General features: G+C 65.6%; 14 protein-coding genes and 1 tRNA gene. 11 read left to right on the plus strand and 4 right to left on the minus strand.

The features are described 5' to 3' along the window. Nucleotides 1-123: 123 nt before the first annotated feature. The 4 genes from tuf (at nt 124) to EKH81_RS05415 (ending at nt 2,583) form a co-directional block, all read left to right on the plus strand. On the plus strand, nt 124-1,389 hold the full coding sequence (tuf, locus tag EKH81_RS05400) for a translation elongation factor EF-1 subunit alpha (RefSeq protein ID WP_132056941.1): 1,266 nt from the start codon (nt 124-126) through the stop codon (nt 1,387-1,389). 2 nt (nt 1,390-1,391) lie between these two features. Next, on the plus strand, nt 1,392-1,700 hold the full coding sequence (gene rpsJ, locus EKH81_RS05405) for a 30S ribosomal protein S10 (RefSeq protein WP_115794767.1): 309 nt from the start codon (nt 1,392-1,394) through the stop codon (nt 1,698-1,700). Nucleotides 1,701-1,841: 141 nt separating this feature from the next. Further along, nucleotides 1,842-2,471 carry a rhomboid family intramembrane serine protease gene (locus EKH81_RS05410; protein ID WP_132056943.1) on the plus strand — a complete coding sequence of 210 codons (630 nt, stop codon included), beginning with the start codon at nt 1,842-1,844 and terminating at the stop codon, nt 2,469-2,471. Between the two features lie 40 nt (nt 2,472-2,511). Then, nucleotides 2,512-2,583 (plus strand) — tRNA-Ala (locus tag EKH81_RS05415). A gap of 375 nt (nt 2,584-2,958) precedes the next feature. Here EKH81_RS05415 and EKH81_RS05420 read toward each other — a convergent pair. Beyond that, on the minus strand, nt 2,959-3,978 hold the full coding sequence (locus EKH81_RS05420; protein WP_132056945.1) for an NADP-dependent oxidoreductase: 1,020 nt from the start codon (nt 3,976-3,978) through the stop codon (nt 2,959-2,961). Nucleotides 3,979-4,085: 107 nt separating this feature from the next. Here EKH81_RS05420 and EKH81_RS05425 point away from each other — a divergent pair, with 107 nt between their 5' ends. Both EKH81_RS05425 and EKH81_RS05430 read left to right on the plus strand, forming a co-directional pair. Further along, entirely contained in the window at nt 4,086-4,979 is an 894-nt protein-coding gene (locus tag EKH81_RS05425; RefSeq protein WP_132056947.1) for a DUF7093 family protein, read from the plus strand. Nucleotides 4,980-5,048: 69 nt separating this feature from the next. Continuing rightward, on the plus strand, nt 5,049-5,441 hold the full coding sequence (locus EKH81_RS05430; protein ID WP_132056949.1) for a DUF5611 family protein: 393 nt from the start codon (nt 5,049-5,051) through the stop codon (nt 5,439-5,441). A 98-nt stretch (nt 5,442-5,539) separates the two neighbouring features. On the opposite strand, the gene EKH81_RS05435 is transcribed toward EKH81_RS05430, so the two are convergent. Continuing rightward, nucleotides 5,540-5,899 carry a cell division protein SepF gene (locus tag EKH81_RS05435; RefSeq protein WP_132056951.1) on the minus strand — a complete coding sequence of 120 codons (360 nt, stop codon included), beginning with the start codon at nt 5,897-5,899 and terminating at the stop codon, nt 5,540-5,542. A gap of 152 nt (nt 5,900-6,051) precedes the next feature. On the opposite strand from EKH81_RS05435, the gene EKH81_RS05440 reads away from it, so the two are divergent. Further along, nucleotides 6,052-7,509 carry a S8 family peptidase gene (locus EKH81_RS05440; RefSeq protein WP_132056953.1) on the plus strand — a complete coding sequence of 486 codons (1,458 nt, stop codon included), beginning with the start codon at nt 6,052-6,054 and terminating at the stop codon, nt 7,507-7,509. A 141-nt stretch (nt 7,510-7,650) separates the two neighbouring features. On the opposite strand, the gene EKH81_RS05445 is transcribed toward EKH81_RS05440, so the two are convergent. Continuing rightward, complete coding sequence (locus EKH81_RS05445) at nt 7,651-8,130, minus strand: RNA-binding protein (protein WP_132056955.1); 480 nt, start codon at nt 8,128-8,130, stop codon at nt 7,651-7,653. An 85-nt stretch (nt 8,131-8,215) separates the two neighbouring features. On the opposite strand from EKH81_RS05445, the gene EKH81_RS05450 reads away from it, so the two are divergent. Together EKH81_RS05450 and ygfZ are read left to right on the plus strand one after the other, a co-directional pair. Next, nucleotides 8,216-8,512 carry a DUF6432 family protein gene (locus EKH81_RS05450; RefSeq protein ID WP_132056957.1) on the plus strand — a complete coding sequence of 99 codons (297 nt, stop codon included), beginning with the start codon at nt 8,216-8,218 and terminating at the stop codon, nt 8,510-8,512. A gap of 126 nt (nt 8,513-8,638) precedes the next feature. Beyond that, the gene (ygfZ, locus tag EKH81_RS05455) at nt 8,639-9,760 is read left to right on the plus strand and encodes a CAF17-like 4Fe-4S cluster assembly/insertion protein YgfZ (RefSeq protein ID WP_132056959.1); all 1,122 of its coding nucleotides are present in this window, start codon (nt 8,639-8,641) and stop codon (nt 9,758-9,760) included. Between the two features lie 121 nt (nt 9,761-9,881). On the opposite strand, the gene EKH81_RS05460 is transcribed toward ygfZ, so the two are convergent. Next, a complete protein-coding gene (locus tag EKH81_RS05460; RefSeq protein ID WP_132056961.1) occupies nt 9,882-10,880 on the minus strand; it encodes an AI-2E family transporter in 999 nt (332 codons plus the stop codon). Between the two features lie 423 nt (nt 10,881-11,303). Here EKH81_RS05460 and uvrA point away from each other — a divergent pair, with 423 nt between their 5' ends. Together uvrA and EKH81_RS05470 are read left to right on the plus strand one after the other, a co-directional pair. Further along, nucleotides 11,304-14,264, plus strand: a complete 2,961-nt coding sequence (gene uvrA, locus EKH81_RS05465) for an excinuclease ABC subunit UvrA (protein WP_132056963.1) — start codon at nt 11,304-11,306, stop codon at nt 14,262-14,264. A 206-nt stretch (nt 14,265-14,470) separates the two neighbouring features. Next, nucleotides 14,471-15,025: a DUF7344 domain-containing protein gene (locus tag EKH81_RS05470; RefSeq protein WP_132056965.1), complete on the plus strand. Its 555-nt coding sequence runs from the start codon at nt 14,471-14,473 to the stop codon at nt 15,023-15,025. Nucleotides 15,026-15,081: the final 56 nt, after the last annotated feature.

Raw genomic sequence — 15,081 nt, forward strand, 5'->3', positions numbered from 1 at the left:
ATCGTGTGACTGTCTACCACTAACCGCAAGAAGGCGTCGGGGTAGGTAGCACAGCGTATCGAAATGGTTTTAACTGCTTCTGCCAAAAGATTCCGATAGAGCGCGTCTGCGCGTGAGATACAAATGAGCGACGAACAACACCAGAATCTGGCCATTATCGGCCACGTCGACCACGGAAAGAGTACGCTCGTGGGACGACTCCTCTACGAGACGGGGAGCGTACCCGAGCACGTCATCGAACAGCACAAAGAAGAGGCCGAGGAGAAGGGCAAGGGCGGATTCGAATTCGCCTACGTCATGGACAACCTCGCCGAAGAGCGTGAGCGCGGTGTCACCATCGACATCGCCCACCAGGAGTTCAGCACGGACGCCTACGACTTCACTATCGTGGACTGCCCCGGCCACCGCGACTTCGTGAAGAACATGATTACGGGCGCGAGTCAGGCCGACAACGCGGTCCTCGTCGTCGCGGCCGACGACGGTGTCGCGCCCCAGACTCAGGAGCACGTCTTCCTGGCCCGTACCCTCGGTATCAACGAGCTCATCATCGGCATCAACAAGATGGACCTCGTTGACTACGAGGAGGCCAAGTACAAGGAAGTCGTCGAGGAGGTCAAGCAGCTCCTCAAGCAGGTCCAGTTCAACACCGACGACGCCGAATTCATCCCGATTTCGGCGTTCGAGGGCGACAACATCGCCGAGGAGTCCGAGAACACGCCGTGGTACGACGGCAACATCCTCCTCGACGCCCTCAACAGCCTCGAACCGCCGGAGTCGCCGACCGACGCGCCGCTCCGCCTGCCGATTCAGGACGTGTACACCATCTCCGGTATCGGTACCGTCCCGGTCGGACGTGTCGAGACCGGCATCCTCAACACGGGCGACAACGTCTCGTTCCAGCCCAGCGACGTCGGCGGCGAGGTCAAGACCGTCGAGATGCACCACGAGGAAGTCCCGAAGGCCGAACCCGGCGACAACGTCGGATTCAACGTTCGCGGCATCGGCAAGGACGACATCCGCCGCGGTGACGTCTGTGGTCCCGCCGACGACCCGCCGAGCGTCGCCGAGACGTTCCAGGCCCAGATCGTCGTGATGCAGCACCCGAGCGTCATCACCGACGGCTACACGCCGGTCTTCCACGCCCACACGGCGCAGGTCGCGTGTACCATCGAATCCATCGACAAGAAGATGGACCCGGCCTCCGGTGAGGTCGCCGAGGAGAACCCCGACTTCATCCAGTCCGGTGACGCCGCGGTCGTGACCGTGCGACCCCAGAAGCCGCTCAGCATCGAGCCGTCGAGCGAGATTCCGGAACTCGGTAGCTTCGCCGTCCGCGACATGGGTCAGACCATCGCGGCTGGCAAAGTCCTCAGCGTCAACGAGAACTGACGATGCAGCAAGCACGCGTCCGTCTGGCGGGTACGAGCCCCGAAGACCTCGACGACATCTGCGACGACGTCCGCGAAATCGCCAACAAGACCGGCGTTTCGCTGTCGGGGCCCATCCCGCTTCCGACCAAAACGCTGGAAATTCCCACCCGCAAGTCCCCGGACGGTGAGGGGACGGCGACGTGGGAGCACTGGGAGATGCGCGTCCACAAGCGTCTCATCGACATCGACGCCGACGAACGCGCGCTCCGCCAGCTCATGCGGATTCAGGTCCCGAACGACGTGAGCATCGAAATCGTCCTCGAGGACTAACTTCGCGACCGAGCTGCGCGGTCTACACCTCTCTCCGCCGGACCTCGGCGGACTCTCTTTCCCACCGACCAGCCACGCGTGGCGCGCACGACTCCGTCGCGCGACCGCAACTTTTTGTCACATCACGTCGAAGTCCTCTCCGTGAGCCATCGAACCGCGTCCCGGCGACCCGAACGGTCACGCAGTCGAAGCCCGACAGTCGAGACGCTCGCGGTGTTCGCCGTCGTCTTCGCCGCCCAGTCGGTGGTGGGGTTCGTCTCGGAATCGCTCGCGTTCGGCCTGTTTGCGCTCTCGCCCCCCATCGACGCTCGCCCGTGGACGCTCGTCGTGAGCGTGTACGCCCACGCGGGCGTCGGCCACCTGCTGTCGAACGCGCTCGTCCTCGTGCTCGTCGGCTTCGCGGTCGAGCGCGTCACGACCAAGTGGCGATTCCACGCCTTCTTCGCCGCTGTCGGGATGCTCTCGGGCGTCGCGCAGGTCACGCTCTCCGGTCTCGTCACGACCGGTCCCGTGCCCGCGGTCCTCGGCGCGAGCGGTGCGGTGTTCGGCCTGCTCGGGTACTTGCTGGCGGGCAACGCGGTCACGGGTGCGGTCCTCCGAAAGCTCCCGCTCGGTAGCCGAGGTCGGGTCGCGCTCCTGCTCGCGCTCGCGCTCGGCGTGACCCTGCTCACCGCCGCGCCGGGAGTCGCGCTCATCGCCCACTTCACGGGCTTCGTGCTGGGTGCGGTCGCGGGCCGTGCGCATCTGTTGCGCGCCGGAGTCGAAACATAAGCTTCTAATAAGTGCGGGCGTTACGATTGGTTGCGTTCGCGGGCTCGTAGATCAGCGGTAGATCGCTTCCTTCGCAAGGAAGAGGCCCTGGGTTCAAATCCCAGCGAGTCCATCAGATTTTCGCGGCGCAACGACGACGAGCGAAGCGAGGAGTCCGCGCCGCGAATCTGTTCTCGACGAGTGGATTTGAAGCCCTGCCAGTCGCACGCCCGGAACGGCGCTCTGCGCCGCACGCCCGGACCGTCTGGCTCTGGGTTCAAATCCCAGCGAGTCCATTCAACCTTTTGCTGCACTCCAGAACGGCGAGCCAACGGCTCGCCGTTCTTCCGCTGGCAAAACGTTGATGAAAAACACGGCGTCACCCCCTCCGTCGCGGGCGAGGCGGCTTCGCCGCCTCTTCGTCCGTCGAGGGTTCCTTGGTCCGCTCGCTACGCTCGCGGTGGAGTCACTTGTTGAACCGCACCGCCATCAAAATTCGGCCCTCGCGTTACTCCCCGCGCTCCCCGACTTTCACCAACTGCTTGCCGATGTTCTCGCCCTCGAACAGGCCGAGGAAGGCGTCGGGAGCGTTCTCCAGTCCCTCCGTCACCGTCTCGCGGTACTGAACCTCACCGCTCGCGACCCACTCGGCGAGGTCGCGCGTGGCCTGCTCGAATCGCGGGGCGAAGTCCCCGACGAGAAGCCCCTGCACGCGCGCACGAGTCGAGATGAGTTGCGGGAGCTTTCGCGGCCCCATCGGCATCTCCTCGGCGTTGTACAGCGAGATTTGGCCGCAGACCGCCACACGGGCGTCCACGTTGAGCTTCGTGAACACCGCGTCGGTGATGGGACCGCCGACGTTGTCGAAGTAGGCGTCCACGCCGTCCGGAGCGGCCTCGTCGAGCGCCGCGCGGTAGTCGTCGGTCTGCTTGTAGTTGATTCCAGCGTCGAAGCCGAGGTCGTCTTCGAGGAACGCAACCTTCTCGTCCGACCCGGCGAAGCCGACCACGCGGGCACCCGAGAGCTTCGCGATTTGGCCCGCGACTGAGCCGACCGCGCCCGCCGCGCCGGTGACGACGAAGGTGTCGCCCGCTTTGGGTTCGGCCACCTCTCGGGTCCCGAAGTAGGCGGTCCGGCCCGGCATCCCGAGGACGCCGAGCGCGGTCGAAATCGGGCCGAGGTCGGGGTTCACGGGGTGGAGGTCGCTCGCTTTCGCGGTGGCGTAGTCGGCCCACTGGAGGTTCCCCGTCACCACGTCGCCGGGTTCGAAGCTCGCGCCGTTCGACTCGACGACTTCGCCGACCACGCCGCCCTGAAGCGGTTCGCCCACGTCCCACGGTTCGGCGTACGACTCTCCGGCGTCCATCCGGCCGCGCATGTAGGGGTCTACCGAGAGGTAGAGCGTCCGGACCGTGACCTCGCCGGGTCCGGGTTCGGGCCGGTCCTCTTCGACCAACTCGAAGGTGTCGCGGTCGGGCGTACCTTCGGGGCGCTTCGCCAGCAGGAACTTCCGATTCGTTTCGGACATACGTCGCGTTTCGGTCGCCACTCGGAAGGGAATATCGATAGCCGTCAGACGGGCGTCGTACGCCGAAACACGGGGATTTACCACTGATGAACGTAAGGGAACGTACAATGAGTCTCAGGTGTTCGCTCCTCGGCCACACCTACGGGGAAGCCGAAATCGAGCGCGAGCGCGAGGAGCAGGGAAGCGAAGTCGTCGTCACCGTCCGGGAGTTCAAGGAGTGCGGCCGGTGTGGCGACCGGAGCGTCGTGAGCGAGAACAAGGAGGTCACGGCGCTCGAAACGCCCGGCAGGTCCGGGAGTCCGTCCGAGAGCGACGACGCGGCGACCGACTCGCCGGTCGCCGCGTCGGGAGGCGACGTTTCCGCCGAAAGCGGCGGCTCCGGAGAAGGCGGCGCTCCGGGTCCCGGCGGGACCCGGAGCGCCGCCGAGAGCGACGTGTCGTCGCCCTCGGTGAACAACGATTTCGAACAGCCTCAGTCCGCCGCGGAGGACGACGGCGTCATCCTCGACGACGCCGACGAGGAAGCCGCAGACGACGACCGCCAACCCGGCGAGTGGCCCGACGCCGACACGACCCACCCGGCCGAAGCCGACTCGGAGGGCGGCTACACCGACTGGCCCGAGGTGGACCGGGAAGACGAGGGGTTCGACGCCGAACCCGCCGACGGCGCGAGCGCGGACGTGGATTTCGGCGGCGGTCTCACCCCCGAGTCCGCGCCCGCGGTCGAGGAAGACGAGTCCGAGGAGGTAGAGTTCGTCAACGCCGAGGGCGACACCTTGGACGCCGAGACCGGAGCCGAGCGCTCCGGTCGGGCCGACCTCTCGGCGGGATTCACGTCGAGCGGGAGCATCCCCACGCCCGACGGACCCGCCGAGGACCCCGGCGTGGACGCCGAGTTCGTCTGTCCGGCGTGCGGCCACCGCGACACGGTGGCGGGGTCGTCGCTTCGCGCGGGCGACATCTGTCCCGAGTGTCGAAAGGGCTACATCGCACAGGAGTGAAATCGCACGATTCAAGGACGAGAACGACGCGAAAAGGGTATACATCCCCCAATCCAAAGGCAGGACACGATGAAGGAGTACAAGATGCGACGCGGCGAGCATCTCGAAGACCGCATCCCCGACATGAAGGCGAAAATCGAGGATTACTTCGGCGAAATCACGGGGACCGAAGAGCACAACGGCCACGAACTCTACGTCGTCGGTGACCCCGACAACCCCGTCTTCGAGAAGATTCTCGCCGGGGCGGCCCAGTACAGCGGCAAGAAGGACAAACTCGCGGTCCACTTCGAGGAGCGTCCCGCCGAGGACGTCATCGCCGAAGGGAACGCAGACGCCGCGGCCGACGCGGTCAGCAAGAAAAACGACTTCCTGCTCGAAGCCACCGGCCGAGACGCCAAGTCCCGGCGCGAGTCGATGAAGCGCGCCGTCGAGGACGACGCCGACGCCCCCGACAACGTGTAGGCGGCCCCGCTCCTTCTGTTCGAGTCGATTCCAACCGAGAAGCGCTCAGTTACTTCGACGTCGGAATCGCCGCCGCCCGCAGAATCCCCGCCACTCGGTCACGCGCGCCCGAGCTTCTCGCGGCTGATTTTGACGCCGGTCGGGGTGACGAAAATCTGGTCGTCGCCCTTCTGGACGATGTCGCCGTCTACCTCGCGGGCGACCTGCTGGAGTTCGTTCGTGATGCGCTCGACGGTGGTGTCCTCGGTCCGGAGGCGGGTGATGTCCGCGACCACGAGGTCGCCGTCGTAGACGGCGTCCTTGATGGCGATGACGTCCTGTTGGCCCTGTATCTCGGCGATGTGGACCTGCATCGCGGCATCGCCCGACGCCGTCTCGAAGTCGTCGAGGTTGAGTTCGACGTAGTCCTCGGCGGTGGTCGAGTCACGCTCCCCGAGGATTTTGCTCATGAAGCCCATAGGCACATGGGCCGAGCGAAAGGGTATAGTTCTTACGTCAGACGCACTGCCGTCGGGAGGTGACTCCGCCCCCGACTAAACTTCGTGCTAATAAGAATTTATTATTATATTCACAGAAATATTTAAAAATACGGACTTCTTGTTTTCACAGGATGTCGGATAAGACAATGGGTATTTCGAGGCGAAACGTACTGAAAATCGCGGGCGGTTCGATTGCAGGCGCGGGAATCGTCGGGAGCGCGAGCGCGAACGACAGGGTCGAGGTCAACGTCGGGTTCGCGTCCCAGCGCGGCCGACAGGCCGCACTCGACAAGGCCGACGAGACGGTTCGGGACTTCGACTCGCTCGACATCGTGACGGCCAAGATGCCCAAGCAGGCGGCCGAAGGGCTACGGAACAACCCGAACGTCCGCTACGTCGAGGAGAACGGAACGGTCCACGCCCACGCTCAGACCCTGCCGTGGGGTATCGACCGCGTGGACGCCGACGTGGCACACGACAACGGCGACACCGGGTCGGGCGCGGACATCGCCATCCTCGACACGGGCATCCAGTCCGACCACCCGGACCTCGAAGCCAACCTCGGCGAGGGCAAGGACTTCAGCGGCAAGGGAACGTGGGAGGACGGCGACGGCCACGGGACCCACTGTGCGGGTATCGCGAACGCGGTGAACAACTCCGAGGGCGTCGTGGGCGTCTCGACCGAGGCGACCCTCCACGCGGGGAAGGTGCTGGGAGACGACGGCAGCGGGTCGTTCTCCGACGTTGCCGCGGGCATCGAATGGGCGGCCGACCAAGGCTACGACGTCGTCAGCCTGAGCCTCGGCGCGAGTTCCGGCACGACCGCGCTACGGGACGCCGTCGATTACGCCTACGAAAACGGCGTGCTGGTCGTCTCCTCGGCGGGCAACTCCGGTCCGTGTAACGACTGTGTCGGCTACCCGGCCGCGTACGACAACGCGGTGGCCGTCTCCTCGACCGACGAGGACGATTCGCTGTCGAGTTTCTCCTCGACCGGTTCGGAAATCGAACTCGCCGCACCGGGCGGCAGCGTCTACTCGACCTACGTCGGCGGCGAGTACGACACCCTCTCGGGCACGTCGATGTCGTGCCCGCACGTTTCGGGTGCGGGCGCTCAGTTGATGGCGAACGGCGCGACCAACGCCGAGGCTCGGGACACGCTGAAGAACACCGCCGAGGACATCGGACTGAGCAGCAACGAGCAGGGCGCGGGCCTGCTCGACGTGGAAGCCGCGCTCGCCGGAGATGACGGTGACGACGGCGATGACGGTGACGACGGCGGTGACGGTGGCGACGCCGCCCCCGCCATCGACACTCTCAGCGTCGCCGACAGCAGTAACGGCGGTTGGGCACGATTCGACGCCGACTGGTCGGTCTCGGACGCCGACGGCGACCTCTCGTCGGTCGAACTCGCACTGACTCAGAGCGGCTCGACCGTCGATTCCGCGACCACCTCGGTCAGCGGGTCGAGCGCGTCGGGGTCCGACCAACTGGAGGAGAAGAAGGGGAGCGGCTCCTACGACGTGACGCTCACCGTCACGGATTCGAGCGGTAACACCGCGACCCGGACCGAGACCGTTTCGGCCTGAAGACGACTCGATTCGTCGAATCGAGTCGGCGTAGCGGTCTCGGCGCGGCCGACCGAACTCTCTCTTTTTGCATTCGTCGTGTGACGGCCAGTCGGACTCCCCGTGAACGGCGACCGTCTCGAAAAACCGCAAACCGCCGGCTCAGACGGTGAACTCGTACAGGTCGTCGCCGACGTGGTGGACCGACTCGACGACCTTCCCGGAGTCGCCCACCATGTCGTCGCCGTCCACGAGCGCGCGTCCGACCGCGAGGACTTTACCGTGGGACTCCTCGGCGATGGCAACGAGGTCGTCCTCCGAGATGTCGGCGTCGGCCTCCACGATGCCGGGTCGCATCACGTCCGCGCCGTCGCTCACGAACGACACCGCGCCCGCGTCCACGGTCACGACGTGGGACTCGGGCGGGTACTCGTTCGCGCCCCGGACGGTCAGAAACGGCCGGTCGTCCACGTAGAGAACCGCGGGTTCGCCGTCGACCAACACGAGGTCGAACTCCGAGTCCTCCAACTCCACGAGTTCGTAGGTGTCGGCGTCCAACTCGACCCCGAGGTTCGCGGCGACCTGTTCTTCGATGTCGCTCACCCCGTCGCTCCGAAGGTGGTGGCGAGACTTGATTTCCATACCCGACCGTCGTCGCTTCGCGGCTTAATACCCCCGGCTTCGACGCGGGGATAAGCGTAAGAACCCGCCTGACGTACGCTCGGGTATGAAAGCAAAGCGGGAGTATCGGAACCGCGAGCCGGTCGAGGTCGCGGTCCTCGACGCGCTCGTGGACAGAAACGACGACGGCATGACCGTGTTCGAACTCCGGTCGGACGTCGATGTCGATATCGACGACCTCGAAACCGCGCTCGCCAACCTCAAGGAGGACGGTCTCATCCACGCCAGTTCGGGCGACCACCGCACTCTCATCACGCCCGACGAGCGCGTGGTTCCCGACCCCGAGGAGGCCGACCAGGAACCGTCGTTCGTGGACCGCGTCATCGAACGATTTCCGTTCTGAGTCGGGGCCGAAGTTCTGTCCCCTCTCGAACCCCGTTTAGCGTCCGGAGCGAGCGAAACCGATTCGCCACTCCACAATCTCGCGGATTCCGACCGTTTAATCCCGCCTCGCGTCCAACACCGAGCCATGACAGTCATCGAGGACCAACAGTCGGACCTCGGCGCGGCGTTCACCGAGGTCGGGGGTCGTCGCGTCCCGGCCGACTACGGGCGGCCAGAGCGCGCCCACCGCGCGGTCCGGAACGTGGTCGGCGTGACCGAGATGCCCTACGGCGTCGTAGTCGTCTCGGGCGACGACCGCATCGAGTACGTCGATAACGTGGTGTCGAACCGCGTCCCGACCGACGACGGCGAGGGGGTCTACGCCCTCCTGCTCGACCCGCAGGGCGGCGTGGAGATGGACATGTACGTCTACAACGCCGGGGACCGACTCCTCCTCTTTGTCCCGCCGGGCGAAGCCGAGTCGCTCGCCGACGAGTGGCGCGGGAAGGTGTTCATTCAGGACGTGGACATCGAGGCCGCGACCGACGACTTCGGCGTGTTCGGCGTCCACGGCCCGAACGCGACCGAGAAGATAGCGAGCGTCCTCAACGGCGCGAGCACGCCCGAGGGCCACCTCTCGTTCGTCCGCGGACGGATGGGCGACGTGGGTGTCACCGTGATTCGGACCGACGCCCCGACCGGCGAGGAGGGCTACGAGGTGGTCTGTACCACCGGGACCATCGAGACCGAGAAGGGCGAACAGCGTCCGAACGCCGCGGTCGTCTACGACGCCCTGCTGACTCACGGCCTGAACGCCGCGCCGTTCGGCCGGACGACGTGGGAATCGCTCACGCTCGAAGCCGGGACGCCGCTGTTCGACACCGAACTCGACGGTCGGATTCCGAACGTCCTCGGCGTGCGGAACGCGGTGGACTTCGAGAAGGGATGTTTCGTCGGCCAGGAGGTCGTCTCGCGCGTCGAAAATCGCGGCCGACCGAGCAAGCGACTCGTCGGCCTGCGAGTCGATGCAGTCCCCGAACCGGGCGCGGCCGTCTTCTCGGGCGACGAGGCCGTCGGCGAGGTGACTCGCGGGGTCGCGAGTCCCTCGCGCGGCGAGCCAATCGCGTTCGCGCTCGTGGACTTCGACGTCGCCGACGACGCGCCGATTCTGACCGCCCGCGTCGGCGGCGAGGAGGTGCTGGCGTCGGTGGTGGACCTGCCGTTCGTGACGGGGAGCGACCGGTCGGCCCGGATTCCCTCTTATTAACTCTCCCCGACGGCGTCCACGACCATCGAAGCCGCGACGACCGCCTCTCGGGGGACGCTCGCGGGCGTCTCGCCCGCGAGCGTCTTCGTGTTCGCACGCAACCGTACTTACGCAATCGCTCTCACGCGTACTCGCGGGCCACCACGACGGCCAGCGTCCGCGTGAATCCGAGGACGATGGGACCCACGAAGATGCCGGTGAAGCCGAACACCCCGAGACCGCCGAAGATGCCGAGGACGAGAATGGCGGGGTTGAGGTTCGCGCTCCGACCGCCGACGACCGGCCGGAGGTAGTTGTCGGTGAGGTTCACCACGCCGAACCCGTAGAGCAGGAGTCCCGCACCCGGCAGGACGCTCCCGGTCGCGAGGAGGTAGAGCGCCGCGGGTCCCCAGATGAACATCGACCCGACGAACGGCAGGATGCCGAGGACGACCGCCACGACGGTCCAGAAGACGACGTTCGAGAAGCCGAGGACCGCGAGCGCGATGCCGGTGAGGACGGCCTGCACGACCGCGATGACGCCCGTCGTGATGAGGACCGCGTAGGTGAGGCGGTCGAGGTCGGCGATGAGTTCGTCCTGCACGTGGTGGGCGAGCGGGGTGACCTTTCGGAACCACGCGACTATCGACTCGCCGCCCACGAGCAGGTAGTACAGCAGAAACCCGAGCACAGTGACACCGACCGCGACGTTCGACGCGCCGCCGAGGACGCCGATGGTGCCCTGAAAGACCTCGCCGACGCCCGACTGGGCGGCCGCCACGACCTCCTGTCCAAGGTCGCTCTCGAAGAACTCCCCGACGAACCCCACGTCGATTGCGCCGGACTGGACGCCCTCGACCACGGCGAGCGCCTGCTGGACGACCACTCGCAGGAGCAGGACGAACGGAAGCACGAACAGCACGGTCGAAGCGACCATCAGCACGATCGCCGACGCTCGCGGGCCGAAGCGCGGTCCGAGGGCCGCCACGAATCGCGGCGAGAGTCGTCGCTGGAGCGGAAAGAGCGTGTACGCCAACAGCACCGCGAGCGCGACGTAGGTGAAGAAGGGCCGAATCACGAGCACCGAGAGGAACACTGAGACCGCGAGGAGGGCGCCTGCGAAGGCTCTCTCGGCGTTCATGCCGACGCGTACGCGAACTGAAGGGAAAAGCGCGGCGATGCGCTCGACGGTGGTCGTCGCTCACGGACTCGCGTCGAAAGAAAGACGGCGAACGTCGGGTCGAACCCCACCCCCGTCCGCGTTCCATGGCGTTACTGGCGTGTGGGCGTCCCCCGAATTCGACCGGAAGAGGCGATATCGGCCCGCCTGCGAGCAGGCGGGCCGAAACGCTGTCGTACGTCACCCCTTCGCGTGGAACGAGGGCGTCCGTGGTAAAAAGTGGCACGGCCAGCGACGGGGGCGAACCGCGGCGGGAGTCGCCGCGCTCCTCGACGCGTATCCGGCGTTCGTCGCGCCGAACGCCCCGAAATCGGCGACCACTTTCACCCCGGTATCGCATCGAACCGACAGCGTTTCACGCCTCGCTTTCCTACCCCGGCACGAATGAGCAAGGACTACATCGACGTTCGGGGGGCCGAAGAGCACAACCTCAAGGACCTCGATATCTCCATTCCGCGCGAGAAGTTCAACGTGGTGACGGGGCTGTCGGGGTCGGGGAAGTCCTCGCTCGCGTTCGAGACGGTGTACGCCGAGGGCCAGCGCCGGTACATCGAGAGCCTGTCGGCGTACGCCCGGAACTTCCTCGGGCAGATGGACAAACCGCAGGTCGAGAACGTCGAAGGTCTCTCGCCCGCCATCTCCATCGACCAGAAGAACGCGGCCAACAACCCCCGCTCGACGGTCGGTACGGTGACGGAACTCCACGACTACTTCCGCCTGCTGTACGCCCGCATCGGGACGCCACACTGTCCCGAGTGCGGACAGGAGGTCGGCGAACAGAGCGCCCAGAACATGGTTCGGCGCGTCCTCGATTTGCCGGAAGGCACCAAGGCCAAAATCGCCGCGCCGGTCGTCCGCGACCAGAAGGGCGCGTTCGAGGACCTGTTCGACGACCTCGTTTCTGAGGGGTACAGCCGAGTCGAGGTTGACGGCGACGAGTACGACCTGACGATGGACAGGCCCGACCTCGACAAGAACTACGACCACGACGTTGACGTAATCGTGGACCGGGTACGGGTCTCAGAGGACGCCCGGAGTCGAATCACCGACAGCGTCGAGACCGCCTTGGAGGAGACTGACGGCGCGCTCAAGGTCATCCTCCCCGACCCGCCCGAGGAGGCGGCCGACGCCATCGGCGGAGCGACAGCGAGGTCTACCGGCGACCTCGCCGGAGAGGCCGACGACCGCCTCGTGGTCGAGTTCTCCGAGGACCTCGCCTGCACTCACTGTGGCATCGACTTCCGGGAGATAGAGACCCGGAGCTTCTCGTTCAACAGCCCCCACGGCGCGTGTCCGGAGTGTGAGGGCATCGGCGAGACGAAGGAGGTGGACGAGGACCTCGTCGTCGTCGACCCGAGCAAGCCGCTGAAGCACGTGTTCGAGCCGTGGAGCTACAACCGAACGTACTACCAGCGCCAGCTCGACAACGTGGCCGACCACTTCGGCGTGAGCGTTTCGACACCGTTCGAGGACCTCCCCGAGGACGTCCAAGCGGCGTTCGTCTGGGGAACCGACGACGTGGTTCACTTCGAGTGGCGGACCAAGAACGGCATCCGCGAGAAGGACGAGCGATTCGAGGGCGTCATTCCCAACCTCGAACGCCGGTACCTCGAAACCGACTCGGACAGCACTCGCGACCACATCGAAGAATACATGGCCGTCACCGAGTGTCCCGCCTGCGAGGGCACTCGACTCAACGACCAGAGCCGGTCGGTGTACGTGGACGGCACTTCCATCACCGAGGTCAACGAGATGTCCATCGGCGACGCGCTCGACCACTTCGAAGGGCTGGAGCAGACGCTGAACGAGCGCGAGACCACGATTGCCGAGGAGATTCTCAAGGAGATTCGCGCCCGCCTCGGCTTCATGGAGGAGGTCGGACTGGAGTACCTGACCTTGGACCGCGAGGCCTCGACCCTCTCGGGCGGCGAGAGCCAGCGGATTCGGCTCGCCACCCAAATCGGCTCCGGGCTGGTCGGCGTCCTCTACGTGCTGGACGAACCCTCCATCGGGCTTCATCAGCGCGACAACGACCGACTGCTCAACACGCTCTGTGAACTCCGGGACTTGGGCAACACCCTCATCGTCGTGGAACACGACGAGGAGACGATGCGCCGGGCCGACAACGTCATCGACATGGGTCCCGGCCCCGGCAAGCGCGGCGGCGAAGTCGTCGTGCAGGGGACCACCGAGGAAATCAAGGCGTGCGAGGAGTCGATAACGGGCGACTACCTCGCCGGGCGGAAGGCGATTCCCGTGCCCGACGACCGCCGGGACAGCGACGACGCGCTCACGGTCGTGGGCGCGCGCCAGCACAACCTCAAAAATCTCGACGTTGACATTCCGGTGAGCCAGTTCACCGCGATAACGGGCGTCTCGGGGTCGGGTAAGTCCACCCTGATGCACGACATCCTCTACAAGGGACTCGCCCGCGAGATGAACGACAACACCAGCGTGGACCCCGGCGACCACGACGCCATCGAGGGTCTCGACACCGTCGAGAAGGTCCGACTCATCGACCAGTCGCCCATCGGTCGAACCCCGCGGTCGAACCCCGCGACCTACACCAACGTCTTCGACCACATCCGCGACCTGTTCGCCGAGACGAAGCTCGCCAAACAGCGCGGCTACGAGGTGGGTCGGTTCTCGTTCAACGTCAAGGGCGGCCGGTGCGAGGAGTGTCGCGGACAGGGCACCGTCAAAATCGAGATGAACTTCCTCTCGGACGTGTACGTCCCCTGTGAGGAGTGCGGCGGCGCGCGCTACAACGACGAGACCCTCGACGTGACCTACAAGGGCGCGACTATCGCCGACGTGCTCGACATGTCGGTCGAGGAGGCCTACGACTTCTTCGAACACGACCAGCGAATCGCCCGGCGACTCAAACTTCTGAAGGACGTAGGGCTGGACTACATGAAACTCGGTCAGCCCTCGACCACGCTCTCTGGCGGGGAAGCCCAGCGCGTCAAACTCGCCGAGGAACTCGGCAAGAAGGATGCGGGCGACACCCTGTATCTGCTCGACGAGCCGACCACCGGCCTCCACAGCGCCGACGAGCGCAAGCTCATCGAGGTGCTCCAGCGACTCACCGACAAGGGCAACACCGTGGTCGTCATCGAACACGAACTCGACCTCGTGAAGAACGCCGACCACGTCATCGACCTCGGGCCGGAGGGCGGCGAGAACGGCGGCGAAATCGTGGCCGAAGGGACGCCCGAGGAAGTCGCCCGAACCGAGTCGTCGTACACCGGCCGGTACCTCCGTGACCTGCTCCCCGACGTGGACCTCGACGGCCCCCGGGCCGACCGCGAACCCGAACCCGCCGCGCCTCCGACCGACGACTGAGCACCCGAACTCTTCTCCGGGGTCCCGACGTATCGTCGGACTAACTCCGGGAACTCCCCCATTACCGGCCGTAATTTAAAAATACCTTACAATTTGGCCGGGCTAAGTACTGGATAACAAAGTGCGGTCCGGGTGAAATCCGCGTACCGTGATACGATGGGTGGCGATGGCACCGGGGCAACAAGCGATTGAGCGACTTCGGTAGCATGAGCTCGGCTGATAACTCACCGGAACAGGAACCACTGTCCGAAGATCTCATCTTCGACGTACTCAAGAACCGGCGGCGGCGGTACACGCTTCATTACCTCAAGCAGGAGGACCGGCCGGTCGAGCTGAGCGAACTCGCAGAACAGGTCGCGGCGTGGGAGAACGACACCACGGTCGAGGGGCTGTCGGCCAACGAGCGCAAGTCGGTGTACACGTCGCTGTATCAGACGCATCTCCCGAAACTCGCCGACGCGGGCATCGTGGACTACAACCAGAACCGGGGCGTGGTCGAACTCTCGGGAAACGCGGCCCAACTGGAGGGGTACCTCCGACCGCAGGACGAGTTTCCGTGGATTCGGTACTACCTCGGTCTCGCGGTCGTGAGCGGCATTTTGGTGGTCGGCGACCTCCTCGGAATCCCGCCGTTCGAGGCGATTCCCGACGAGGTCTGGGGCGTGCTCATCGTGGCGGCGTTCGCGCTCTCGGCGATGGCCCACTACGTTCGGCGGCGACAGCTCGCCCGTCAGGAGCGACCGCCCAACCTCGAAGAGTGACTATCGACCGGTACGCGCCTCGAAGGGTAGAATACTTGAGACGGAGCGACGTACAG

Origin of the sequence: Halorussus amylolyticus, assembly GCF_004143485.2 — an archaeon.
Lineage (GTDB): Archaea > Halobacteriota > Halobacteria > Halobacteriales > Haladaptataceae > Halorussus > Halorussus amylolyticus.